Source organism: Virgibacillus sp. 6R (assembly GCF_001895305.1).
GTDB lineage: Bacteria > Bacillota > Bacilli > Bacillales > Amphibacillaceae > Virgibacillus > Virgibacillus pantothenticus.
Window position 1 is genome coordinate 3,506,054 of record NZ_CP017762.1, and the last position, 12,723, is coordinate 3,518,776.

Annotated in this window: 9 protein-coding genes and 1 pseudogene; all 10 read left to right on the forward strand. The window is 37.2% G+C overall.

Going from position 1 to position 12,723, the window contains the following annotated elements:
- Positions 1-149 precede the first annotated feature (149 nt).
- The 10 genes and pseudogenes from argS (at position 150) to BKP57_RS16050 (ending at position 12,720) form a co-directional block, all read left to right on the forward strand.
- On the forward strand, positions 150-1,817 hold the full coding sequence (argS, locus tag BKP57_RS16005) for an arginine--tRNA ligase (RefSeq protein ID WP_072741961.1): 1,668 nt from the start codon (positions 150-152) through the stop codon (positions 1,815-1,817).
- 480 nt (positions 1,818-2,297) lie between these two features.
- Positions 2,298-3,527: an arginine deiminase gene (gene arcA / locus BKP57_RS16010; protein ID WP_050351950.1), complete on the forward strand. Its 1,230-nt coding sequence runs from the start codon at positions 2,298-2,300 to the stop codon at positions 3,525-3,527.
- Positions 3,528-3,747: 220 nt separating this feature from the next.
- Positions 3,748-4,764 (forward strand): ornithine carbamoyltransferase, encoded by a 1,017-nt coding sequence (gene argF, locus BKP57_RS16015; protein WP_050351951.1) that lies wholly within the window; start codon positions 3,748-3,750, stop codon positions 4,762-4,764.
- Between the two features lie 107 nt (positions 4,765-4,871).
- The gene (gene arcD, locus BKP57_RS16020) at positions 4,872-6,239 is read left to right on the forward strand and encodes an arginine-ornithine antiporter (RefSeq protein WP_373314126.1); all 1,368 of its coding nucleotides are present in this window, start codon (positions 4,872-4,874) and stop codon (positions 6,237-6,239) included.
- Positions 6,240-6,270: 31 nt separating this feature from the next.
- Positions 6,271-7,215 (forward strand): carbamate kinase, encoded by a 945-nt coding sequence (gene arcC, locus BKP57_RS16025; RefSeq protein WP_050351953.1) that lies wholly within the window; start codon positions 6,271-6,273, stop codon positions 7,213-7,215.
- An 84-nt stretch (positions 7,216-7,299) separates the two neighbouring features.
- Positions 7,300-7,776, forward strand: coding sequence for an arginine repressor (locus BKP57_RS16030; protein ID WP_050351954.1), 477 nt, complete (start codon positions 7,300-7,302; stop codon positions 7,774-7,776).
- A gap of 1,466 nt (positions 7,777-9,242) precedes the next feature.
- Positions 9,243-9,710, forward strand: coding sequence for a PTS sugar transporter subunit IIA (locus tag BKP57_RS16035; RefSeq protein WP_050351955.1), 468 nt, complete (start codon positions 9,243-9,245; stop codon positions 9,708-9,710).
- Between the two features lie 13 nt (positions 9,711-9,723).
- Positions 9,724-10,008, forward strand: coding sequence for a PTS sugar transporter subunit IIB (locus BKP57_RS16040; protein WP_050351956.1), 285 nt, complete (start codon positions 9,724-9,726; stop codon positions 10,006-10,008).
- Positions 10,009-10,262: 254 nt separating this feature from the next.
- Positions 10,263-11,523, forward strand: a pseudogene (locus BKP57_RS16045) (galactitol-specific PTS transporter subunit IIC).
- Positions 11,524-11,688: 165 nt separating this feature from the next.
- On the forward strand, positions 11,689-12,720 hold the full coding sequence (locus tag BKP57_RS16050) for a zinc-binding dehydrogenase (RefSeq protein WP_050351958.1): 1,032 nt from the start codon (positions 11,689-11,691) through the stop codon (positions 12,718-12,720).
- Positions 12,721-12,723 lie beyond the last annotated feature (3 nt).

Here is a 12,723-nt window from a genome sequence, read left to right on the forward strand (position 1 = left end):
ATAGTGCTTATAAACGATAACAGCAAACGGGAGACATGGTGTATCATATTTCATAGAGAAGCTATTCCATTTTTTGCTTCTTGTTATTGTTTCATTATGAATTAATATTGTTTACAGAGGGGTTAAAATTCACAAGGAGGACGACATCAATGAACATTATACAAGAGACAGAAGCTGCGGTAAAAAAAGCGGTACGTAAATCTATTTTACGAGCTAAATTAGTGGATCAAGAATCCGATATCCCGCCAATTATGTTAGAAAAACCGAATAATGATCAGCACGGAGATTATGCTACAAATATTGCTATGCAGCTGACAAAAGTAGCAAAACAACCTCCAAGGGAAATTGCTCAAAATATTATAGAACATTTGGATGTGCAAGGTACACATATACGTAAACTGGAAACTGCTGGACCGGGGTTTATTAATATCTTTATGGACAATAATTATTTAACTCCATTGCTTCCTCATGTTTTACAAGCGCGTGAAGATTATGGTAAGCATCCAAAAAAAGGTATGCGAATTCAAGTAGAGTTCGTTTCTGCCAATCCCACTGGAGATCTTCATTTAGGACATGCGCGCGGTGCAAGTTATGGGGATGCGCTCTGTAACGTATTAAAAGCAGCTGGTTATGAAGTAGAACGTGAGTATTATATTAATGATGCTGGTAATCAAATTCATAATTTAGCCCTCTCTGTAGAGGCGCGTTATATGCAAGCATTAGGACTAGAAGCAGAGGTGCCTGAAGATGGATATCATGGGCAGGATATTATTCATATTGGAGAAAAATTGGCTGCAGAAGAAGGGGATACGTGGATTCATAAATCAAAGGACGAACGTTTAGCCTATTTCCGCCAATATGGACTAGAGTATGAATTAAAAAAGATTGAAGATGATCTAAAACGATTTCGGGTTGAATTTGATCATTGGTTTTCGGAACTGTCATTATATAAAGAAGGTAAAGTTGACCAAGCATTGGATAAAATGCGTCAGACTGGTGATATATATGAAAAAGATGGCGCAATATGGTTTCGAACGACAAAATATGGGGATGATAAAGACCGGGTTGTCATTAAATCAGATGGAAGTTATACGTATTTAGCCTCTGACATCGCGTATCATAACGATAAATTAGAGCGGGGCTTCGATAAGCTGATTAATGTTTGGGGAGCTGATCATCACGGGTATGTTCCAAGGATGGAAGCAGCGATTCAAGCGTTAGGGTATCCGAAAGATATATTAGAGACAGCCATTATCCAGATGGTGAACCTATTTGAAGATGGAGAAAGAGTGAAGATGAGTAAGCGGACAGGCAAAGCGCTAACGCTTCGTCAGTTAATGGAAGAAGTTGGTGTTGATGCGATGCGTTATATGATGAATACACGTTCCTGTGACTCGCATTTGGATTTTGACATCAATCTTGCCCGTTCGCAATCGAACGAAAACCCTGTTTATTATGTACAGTATGCACATGCAAGAATTTGTACATTGTTAAATAAAGCACAAGCAGAAGGATATTCCTATGAAGATTATGATGCGTCCTTGTTACAACACAGTACTGAGGTTGAATTATTAAAGATAATAGGAGAGCTTCCACAACTGGTGTTAGATGCTGCAGAGAAACGAATACCGCATAAAATAACACAGTTTGCCTTTGACTTAGCTTCCGCATTACACAGCTTCTATAATGCAGAGAAAGTGTTGGATGAGACACAATTAGCTTTAACGAAAGCTCGTTTGGCGCTATTGGAAGCTGTTAAAATAACGATCGGCAATGCACTGCGTCTCATCGGCGTGCATGCTCCAGAACAGATGTAACACGTAAAGATTAAAAGCCGTCTTAGTTGTGAAAAGCTCACAACTAAGACGGCTTTTTTGCACTATAGGAAAGTATAAGATTTTTTTGGTTTATAGTATAAGAAAAACAAAGGCTTCCGCCATAAGACTTGGCGACAAGCCAAGTTTTTCTAATGTCTAAATTTAGATAACAAAATAGACTCTATAAGTAAAAGAAAAAGAATGTTATTGAATTAAGGTAGATGGTAAAAAAACACACCATTTTTTCGAAGGATATTTTCTCTTTAATTGCCATTTGTTATGAATAAAAGCAAGAAAATAATCGTGTATGATTTAACAAATCCCTTTATAAACAATGAATAACTGTTTGTGATCTGTTTATACTAACACCAAGACAAACCATGTATTTAAGTCGTACAGGAGTGCATGGGATTTAATTGTTGACAAGTTTAGATTTTAATGATGAAAATTAGTTTTTTTATGATATGAGGAGGTATTTAAATGAAGCAACCATTACATGTTAAGTCCGAAATTGGCGAGCTACAATCCGTGCTGTTGCACCGTCCAGGTAAAGAAGTAGAAAATTTAACCCCTGATTATTTAGGGCATTTGTTATTCGATGATATTCCACATTTACCAATGATTCAAAGAGAGCATGATTATTTTGCTTCGACGCTACGAAATAGAGGAATTGAAGTGTTATATTTATCGAATTTAATGACCGAAGCGCTTCATACAGAAAAGTTAAAAAAGCAATTTGTGATGGATATATTAAAGGAATCCAATATCCAAGGTGCAAGTTCTCAAAAGATAGCCGACTTTTTGCTGTCCTTTGATACAGAAGAGATGGTAAAGAAAGTGATGGCAGGTGTACGAAAATCAGAAATACCGTTGGAGAAAAAGAAGCATCTTTATGAAATGTTAGATAATCATTATCCATTTTATTTAGATCCAATGCCTAACCTTTATTTCACTCGTGATCCAGCAGCAACAATAGGGACTGGATTAACCATTAATCCAATGAGGGAAGTTGCCAGGAAGCGAGAATCTCTATTTATGAGTTATATCATCCGACATCATCCAAGATATGCGGAGTCTGATATACCGGTTTGGTTAGATCGAGATTATCCGTGTCCGATAGAAGGTGGCGATGAGCTGGTTTTAAGTAAAGATACAATTGCAGTAGGAATAAGTGCAAGGACAGCAGCAAAGGCAATAGAGCAACTCGCGATTAGTATTTTTAAACGACAGGCAGAAATAAAACGTGTTGTTGCTGTGGAAATTCCAAAATCAAGAGCGTTTATGCATTTAGATACTGTATTTACGATGGTTGATTTCGATAAGTTCACCATCCATCCAGAAATACAGAATAAAGACGGACAAATGGACATCTATATTCTGGAAAAAGGAAAAGAAGAAGATACCGTAAAAATTACGCATAAAACGAATTTGTTGGAAACACTAAAAGAATTATTAGGGCTAAAGGATGTAGCTTTAATCCCATGTGGAGGTGGAGATGTTATTGCTGCACCAAGAGAACAATGGAATGATGGGTCTAACACATTAGCAATCGCTCCTGGTGTTGTTGTCACATATGACCGCAACTATGTGTCCAATAAATTACTTCGTGAACATGGTATTGAAGTAATTGAAGTCATTAGCTCCGAATTATCCAGAGGTCGTGGCGGTCCTCGCTGTATGAGTATGCCATTGTCAAGAAAAGATATATAAGGATATTCCAAAGGCTAAAAATAATGCGTCAAGTTGCTTTTATAGTCGCATTGTAACTGCATACACTGAACTATTCAAAAATCACAACTGGTGTAGCAACTGCAACAAGGAAGCCACCTAGATAAGTTCTTTTTAAATATAAAACTATGAGCAAATGAATATTCAATGCGTATATAATTACCATTATTTACAATGAAAATAAAATTTTAGGAGGATGGAAATGGGAACAAAACTAACGGATAAATTAACAGGCAGACATTTTTTGACGTTAAAAGATTTTACCGAAGAGGAAATAAATTACTTGCTTGATTTAGCAGTCGACTTAAAAGAAAAGAAAAAGGCAGGCATTCCGCATCATTATATGAAAGGGCAAAATATTGCCCTATTATTTGAAAAACCGTCAACTAGAACGCGATGTGCTTTCACTGTTGCTTGTATTGATTTAGGAGCGCATCCAGAGTATCTCGGAAAAAATGACATTCAATTCGGTAAGAAAGAGTCAGTACGTGATACGGCGATTGTATTGGGAAGAATGTTTGATGGTATTGAATTCCGTGGATTTGACCAGGAAACAGTAAATGGCTTAGCTGAACATTCAGGTGTGCCAGTTTGGAACGGGTTAACAAATGAATTTCATCCGACCCAAATTCTTGCTGACTTTTTAACTGTTAAAGAACATATTGGACATTTAAAAGGGGTTAAGTTCGTTTACGTTGGTGATGGCCGAAATAATATGGGCAACAGCTTACTAATCGGTGGGGCAAAAGTAGGGATGGATATTCGTATTTGTTCTCCAGAAGTATTATTCCCTGATCAAGATGTAGTCAATTACGCGGAGGAAGTGGCTAAAGATTCTGGAGCAAAAATTACGATTACTGCTGATATTGATGAAGCCGTTTCTGGAGCAGAAGTGATCTATACAGATGTGTGGGTTTCTATGGGAGAAGAGGATAAATTTAAAGAACGAATTGATTTACTTTATCCATACCAAGTAAATAAAGAAATGCTTGAAAAAACAGGTAATAAAGATGTCATGTTTCTCCATTGCTTACCAAGCTTTCATGATTTAGAGACAGAAGTAGGACGAGATATTTATGAAAAATTTGGTCTTAAAGAAATGGAAGTTACGGATGAAGTTTTTCAAAGTGACAACTCATTTGTCTTTGATGAGGCAGAAAACCGGTTGCATACTATTAAAGCGGTGATGGCAGCAACCAATGGAAGTGTAAACAGCTAAATATGGAAGGGTTTTCCCTGCTTTATCAAAAAGGAGGTGTATGAAAATTGGGTGAAGAAGAAAAAAAGCTGGGGTTAGTCGCACTGATCGCCCTTGTTGTTGGTTCCATGGTTGGCGGAGGAGCGTTTAACTTAGCAGGCGATATTGCACTTGGATCCAATGCCGGAGCTGCCATTATCGGTTGGATAATTACAGGAATTGGGATTATTGCGCTTGCCTTTGTCTTTCAAAATTTAACGAGAAGAAAACCTGAGTTGGACAGCGGTATATATAGCTATGCCAAGGCTGGATTTGGAACATTTTTAGGATTTAATAGTGCGTGGGGCTATTGGTTATCCGCGTTTTTAGGAAATGTTGCCTATGCTACATTAGTATTTTCATCGATTGGCTACTTCATCCCCATTTTTGAAGGGGGACAAAATGTCGCTAGTATTATTGGGGCATCTGTCGTCTTATGGTTGGTTCATTATCTTGTGTTGCGTGGAGTCAATTCTGCTGCACTTATTAACACAGTGGCAACGATTGCAAAAGTCATTCCGATTTTCCTGTTTATTATTGTAGCGATCATTGCGTTCAAATGGGATACCTTTACATTTGATTTTTGGGGAGGAGAAGGTTTTACTTGGGCATCTGTTGGTGAACAAGTTAGAAGTATGATGCTAGTCACTTTATGGGTATTCATTGGTATTGAAGGTGCAGTGGTTATGTCGGGAAGAGCTAAAAATCGTTCCGATGTCGGGAAAGCTACAATTATAGGCTTAGTTAGTGTACTTCTAATTTACATTTTAATCTCTCTATTATCTCTAGGAATAATGTCAAGAGAAGAATTGGCTGATCTGCCGAATCCTGCGATGGCTTATGTATTGGAAGCAATTGTCGGGAAATGGGGAGCGATCGTTATTAACTTTGGTCTGATCATCTCGGTTTTAGGAGCATGGCTTGGCTGGACGATGTTTGCTGCAGAGCTACCTTATGTCACTGCCAAAGACAAGGTGTTTCCGAAGTGGTTAGCGAAAGAAAATAAGAATCATGCTCCAGTGAACTCCTTATGGTTAACGAATGGGCTCATTCAGTTATTTCTAATTACGTTATTATTTTCAGAGGCCGCATATAACTTTATGTTTTCTTTAGCATCCTCAGCTATTTTAATTCCGTATCTGCTCTCTGCGCTATATCAAGTGAAACTGACAATGACAGGAGAAGCGTACCAATCAGGAGAGAAGCGTACGAAGGAAAAAGTAATTGGTTTTATTGCGAGCATTTATGCAATATGGCTTGTATATGCAGCCGGTATTGATTATTTGCTCTTAACCATGTTGTTATATGCGCCGGGGATCATCCTTTATAAATGGGCATTAAAAGAAAACGATATTCAAAAAAAGGATACCACAATAGAAAAAGCGCTAATGGTGTTGTTTGTTGTCTTAGCAGTAACTGCGATAGGCGGGTTAATTACTGGAAGGATAACAATTTAACAGGAAATGATAAAAAGAGGACGTGAAAAATATGGGAAATGAACGAATTGTAATTGCTCTAGGGGGGAATGCGATCCAGTCTGGTAGTGCAACAGCTGAAGCACAACAGGAGGCATTAAACCATACGGCAAAACAATTGATTGAAATTATTAAACAAGGGTATCAAGTCGCTATTACGCACGGAAATGGTCCCCAAGTTGGTAATATTTTATTACAGCAAATTCAATCGCATAGTGAACAAACCCCTGCTATGCCTTTAGATACATGTGGAGCTATGAGTCAAGGAATGATTGGCTATTGGTTGGAAAACGCGATCAATGATCAACTGCATGAAGAAGGCTTAGATAAGCAAGTTGCATCAGTTATAACTAGGGTAGAAGTTAATCCAGATGATAAAGCGTTTAGTAATCCATCAAAACCAATCGGTCCTTTCTATTCAGAAAAGGAAGCAAAAGAACAGATGGAGAAAAACGACGTTACATTCAAGGAAGATGCTGGAAGAGGTTGGAGAAGAGTTGTCCCATCACCGAAGCCAGTAAAAATTCTGGAACACGAAGTTATTAAATCATTAGTAGATAATGGAATGGTTGTAGTCAGTACTGGAGGTGGCGGAATTCCAGTCTACCGAAAGGATAACAAAATTTTGGGCGTAGAAGCTGTGATTGACAAAGATTTTGCCTCTGAAAAACTGGCAGAGCTTATTCAAGCAGACAAGCTTGTTATTTTAACTGAGGTAGAACATGTATATGTTAATTATCAAGCGGCTAATCAAAAAGCACTGGAACAGGTGACTACAGAAGAACTAAGAAATTACGCAGAAGAAGGTCAATTTTCTGCTGGAAGTATGCTGCCAAAAGTAGAGGCTGCAATTGCATTTGTAGAATCAAAACCTGGTAGCAAATGTATTATTACTTCCTTGGATAAAGCTGTGGAGGCTGTTAACGAAAATGCAGGAACAGTGATTAAAAACCATTAAATATAAGGAGTCTTGCATTTAATAAGGAGGGTTCATGTTTTCAAAAATGGATTCCTCTTTTATTTGGACCGGGAGGAATTCTTTATGAGTAAACAGGACCGCCAAGAAAAAATTCGTGAACTCCTACGGATAAATGAAGTCCGCACCCAAAAAGATTTATGGAAATTATTAAAGGATTGCGGGTATAACGTTACCCAAACAACTATTTCTCGAGATATCCAAGAGATGCAAATAAGAAAAGAATATTCGCCAGATGGAGTAGAAAGGTACAGGTTATCCAATCATATAAAGGAGGAAAATTCCGACTTCCCGATCAAACAGCTACAACAGTTTTACTCTGATGCTATTCAATCCATTGAAGCAACGGGAGTCTTTGTCATTATCAAGACAGAACCTGGGAATGCAAAAGCAATCGGCTATTTGATGGAATCTTTGAATTGGACACCAGTAGTAGGTGTCATTAGTGGCGATGACAACTGTTTATTACTGTGTCGAACTAAATCGGAAGCAGATAAAGTAAAAAAGAAATGTATGACCATCTGGAATAAAGACACAACTTAAACGCATACTCGAAAGTTCCGATGAATGCTAAGGTTTTTATAGAGCCCGTAATTTTTTAATAGCAGGCTCGACCTTATATTGCCCACGCAATAAAGAATCGAAATTTTTTGTAAGATAAGAAACCACCGTGGCTCGCCTAGAGCGCGAGCCACCATCTATCGAAAAAACTTTTGCTTTATAATGTTTAGATTCTTAAAATACTGTCTAAAATAAATGAGTTAGATAAGTTAAATAGAGTTGTTTTTTCATACAAAAGTATAAAATGAGGTGCCTGGGGGATAACGAAATAACCGAATAGCGACGTCCGGCGCATGAGCCCGGCAACGATGCGTCTTTAGAAATGCGCCCTCCGATAAGTCATCATCGGTTCGTCACAAAGAGGAAGGCCGACTAAAAACGGTCTTGCCGCTCAGGCGCCGGCATACCCCTGCTTTTAGTGGCATGATTCCTTTATCTTTAGTTGATTCGTTCCATTCGCTTTCGCTGCTAAACGGGCGCTTGTTCCTTTTTCAACAGCCAATTATTTCACATCATGAGGATTAAACCCATTAGCAATATTCTTTCGACTATAGTAGCTAAAACTCTTACATCAATGAATCATTTACTAAAACCTCACCCCGCCCTTCCTTCCACCATTCTTAAAAAATCATAAAGTATAATAACAATCAAAACAATAAATAATTATATACTTTGTTTACAAACAATAAAAACTTGTATATAATAAAAAATAATAATGGGAGTAAATATTTTGTAGGTCTGTCACAATGCAATAATTATAGTATGTAATATGTAAATTAGGTTCATTTTTTGATATGAACTTAAGAGACTAATAGGGGATGATATTATGTAAAGTTACTAGCTCCAGGAGTCAAATTAAAACGCTTTTGATGAGTAAGCTTTTAGTTGGGAGTACATATCTTAATCGTTCGCAAATATTTAGTTTATGTTGATTTAAGAGATATGCCTTCCGCATTTAACCGATGTGTCGTGATGAAGTGAAATGCTTAAACTAGGACATTTTTTATAGTTTCCGTCCTAATTTGTGCAACAAACTATAGATAGCTACCATAATCACTTGATTGATTTGATCACAAATGAGTAAATCCATTTAGTTGATGCAATTCATTCAAATGGTAGCGCTGAGTTTATTTTAATATTAAAAAGATAGAACCGAGTTATGTTCATTTGTTTATATCTGGAGGAATGAATTCTTAGATCGTAAATGCGTCCTAATGTATCTCTCTCCATGTATCATATAAAGATGCTGGCAAAGAGGGGGGATGAGTAGTATACGAATGGAATATAAAATTCTTTAGTATTATCAATCCGCACCATAACACATTGCACTATTGAATGTAGTAGGTTAGGTTCTAATAAAAAAGAAACCGAATACTAACGCCGAATCTGTTGACGAAATGATTCGATTCTAAGAATTAATCTTGTCCTTTATGAAATGAGGTGAAGGAATGAGTGATTGCTTTTTAGATGAATCCGTTATTTTGACGGATATTGAAGCCAAGACGAAAGAACAAGCATTAGAAATAGTTGCCCAAAATCTAGTCGATCTAAACCTGGTTAAAAAAAGTTTTATTCCTGCAATTATTCAAAGAGAAGCAGAATATCCAACGGGTCTCCCCACAAATGGCGTGTCAGTAGCTATACCACATACAGATGATAAACATGTCAAAACGGAAACAATAAGTCTTGCTATTTTAAAGCGCCCAGTTGATTTCTTTATTATGGGGGATGGGAATAACACAACGCCAGTTCAATTAATTTTTATGTTAGCAATGAATGAGCCTAATTCTCAACTATCTTTATTACAAAAATTAATGCAAATCTTTCAAGATGAAAAAACTCTAACATATATCGTAAGTCAAAAAAATAAAACCGATATAAAAAATCTGTTAAAAAAGAAGCTAGGTATTACTTAAAAGAGGTGATTGTATGGCAAAAAAGACGGTGCTAGTAGCATGTGGAGCGGGGATTGCAACTTCTACAGTGGTAAATGGTGCAATTGAGGAAATAGCTAGAAAAAATAATATAGATGTCAACCTGATTCAAATTAAAATTGCAGAAGTTGAATCGTACTTAGATACAGCAGATCTGTTGGTAACAACTGCAATGACGAAAAAAGAGTATCCGTTTCCAGTAATTAATGCACGCTCATTTTTAACTGGTATTGGTACAGAAGAGACGAAAAAACAAATAGTAGACGAACTTAAAAAATAATACTACGAATGGATTCCTCGGTCTTCGATAGAGCCGAGAAATCCTTTATATAAGGTGCCGTAATACTCCCACTTCAAGACCTGAGTTGATACACAAAAGGGTCTAAGTGATAGAAAACGGCACTTAAATGCCCGATTCGTTCAAGGGCCTTTAGGTCATACCATTACGGTACCAACATGCAGTAGGAGATGGAAGAAAACTCCTACTGATGAAGTTTCACTTTATATCTTACCTGAGTTAGGGAGGTTAAATAATTGCAATCATTTGTTGACTTTATTCAAAGCTTTCTAGGGTTAGGTGCAACAGTAATTTTACCTGTAGCCATTTTTATATTAGGAGTATTTTTCGGTCAGAAGGTGGGTAAAGCATTTCGTTCGGCTGTAACAATTGGTGTAGCATTTGTAGGAATATTTTTAGTTATTGATTTGTTGACGCTTAATCTTGGGTCCGGCTGCACAAGGAATGGTGAATCGATTAAACGTAGAATTGAATGTAATTGATGTAGGTTGGCCAGCTACTTCTTCCATAGCATGGGCATCAGTTGTAGCAGCATTTATTATTCCCCTAGGACTGATTGTCAATGTCATCATGTTATTAACGAAAACAACGAAAGTAATGAATGTGGATGTTTGGAATTTTTGGCATTATACATTTGCGGCCGCCGTAGTGTATACAATATCTGGAAGCATTATCCAAGGTCTAATTGCGGCTGTCATATTTCAAATTGTTTGTTTAAAGATTGCTGACTGGACAACACCAATGGTGAGAGACTTTTATGAGATGCCGGGAGTATCGGTTGCTACTGGTAGTACTATTTCATATGCGCCATTTATCTTTTTAGTAAAATGGATCCAAAAAATTCCTGGATTAAAGAATTTACATGCAGATCCAGATTCTATTCAAAAGCGTTTTGGGGTTTTTGGAGATTCCATGGTTGTCGGTTTATTTCTTGGTATAATAATCGGTTTACTTGCTGGTTATCGTGTTGGGGAAGTTATTGAAGTCGGTATGTCTATGGCTGCAGTTATGATTTTGATGCCACGAATGGTAAAAATTTTAATGGAGGGTCTAATGCCTGTTTCAGAATCAGCTCGTACGTGGTTAAATAATCGATTTGGAGAAAGTGATATTACGATTGGCTTGGATGCAGCTGTATTATTGGGGCATCCATCTGTAATTGCTACAGCTCTTATTTTAACACCTGTTACTGTATTAATTGCTGTAATGTTGCCTGGCAACCATGTACTTCCATTCGGTGACTTGGCAACTATTCCATTTATCGTTGCTTTTATTGTCGGTGCTGCTAGAGGTAATATTATTCACTCTATTATTGTAGGAACAGTTATGATTGCGCTATCCCTTTATATGGCTACAGATATCGCACCGGTATTTACCGATATGGCGATGAGTGCAGAAATTAAGCTCCCAGAAGGATCTGCAAAGGTTTCTAGTATTGACCAAGGAGGCAATCTATTAAATTGGTTGATTTGGAGATTTTTCGAGTTATTTCATTAAAGTTAGGCCTGAAAAATACATCTAAAAGTAAGGAATCCCGATACCGTTAGGCGTAATGGTATGGATAGATTACATGGATTGTTAAAAACCTTCATAAGGTGTTTGAGAAATCTAGAAAACAGGGGTAACAGAAGATATTTAAAGCGGACAGAGGAGGATAAACCAATGAAATCCCTAGTTAAAACAGAATTAGGATTCGGCAATCTCGAAATTCAGGATAAGAAGGAGCCAATTCCCGGAAAAGATCAAGTAAAAATTAAAATTAAATATGCTGGTATTTGTGGATCTGATATCCATACGTATGAAGGACATTATAAAGTTCAAGTACCAGTTACTTTAGGTCATGAATTTTCCGGTGAAGTTGTAGAAGTTGGTGACAATGTAACTGAATTTAAAGTGGGTGACCGAGTAACTTCTGAAACTACTTTTTATATCTGTGGTGAATGTAAATATTGTGGGTCAGGGGATTATAATCTTTGTGATCACCGAAAAGGCTTAGGAACTCATCAAGATGGTGGATTTGCTAAATATTTAATTGCTAGAAAAGAAAGTGTCCACGTTCTTCCAGAGAACGTAGACTATAAATCAGCTGCAATGACTGAACCACTAGCATGTACTTATCATGCTGTCTCAAAAACAAAAATCAATGAGGGGGATGTTGTTGTTGTCATCGGGCCTGGTCCAATTGGTTTACTGACAGCACAAGTAGCAAAGAGCTTTGGGGCCAAGGTAATTATTACTGGACTAACAAATGATAAAATTCGTCTGGATAAAGCAAAAGAACTTGGGGTTGATATCGCAATAGATTCACAAAAAAGCGATGTTCAAAAAGTTGTTAATAAAATAACAAGTGGATATGGAGCAGATGTGGTGTTTGAATGTTCAGGAACAGTGCCTGCTGCCAAACAAGGTTTAGATGTATTACGAAAAAAAGGTAATTATGTGCAAGTAGGAATATTCTCTCAACCAGCCGTACCGTTTGACTTAGAAAAAGTCATTCAACATGAGATACATGTAGTGGGGAGCAGAAGTCAACATTCAGCTGATTGGGAGCCGGCGTTAGCATTGATGAATGAAGGAAAAGTAAATGCGAAAGCTCTAGTAACTCATGAATTTGATATTACACAATGGGATGAAGCATACCAGGTAATAAAGGGTGGAGAAGCTATTAAAGTATTGTTAGTTCCGGCAGAATAATAG

Bases quoted from the DNA above. Each gene is read 5' to 3' on its own strand.
- argS (WP_072741961.1), top strand. From the start codon at position 150: ATGAACATTATACAAGAGACAGAAGCTGCGGTAAAAAAAGCGGTACGT.
- arcA (WP_050351950.1), top strand. From the start codon at position 2,298: ATGAAGCAACCATTACATGTTAAGTCCGAAATTGGCGAGCTACAATCC.
- argF (WP_050351951.1), top strand. From the start codon at position 3,748: ATGGGAACAAAACTAACGGATAAATTAACAGGCAGACATTTTTTGACG.
- arcD (WP_373314126.1), top strand. From the start codon at position 4,872: ATGGTTGGCGGAGGAGCGTTTAACTTAGCAGGCGATATTGCACTTGGA.
- arcC (WP_050351953.1), top strand. From the start codon at position 6,271: ATGGGAAATGAACGAATTGTAATTGCTCTAGGGGGGAATGCGATCCAG.
- BKP57_RS16030 (WP_050351954.1), top strand. From the start codon at position 7,300: ATGAGTAAACAGGACCGCCAAGAAAAAATTCGTGAACTCCTACGGATA.
- BKP57_RS16035 (WP_050351955.1), top strand. From the start codon at position 9,243: ATGAGTGATTGCTTTTTAGATGAATCCGTTATTTTGACGGATATTGAA.
- BKP57_RS16040 (WP_050351956.1), top strand. From the start codon at position 9,724: ATGGCAAAAAAGACGGTGCTAGTAGCATGTGGAGCGGGGATTGCAACT.
- BKP57_RS16050 (WP_050351958.1), top strand. From the start codon at position 11,689: ATGAAATCCCTAGTTAAAACAGAATTAGGATTCGGCAATCTCGAAATT.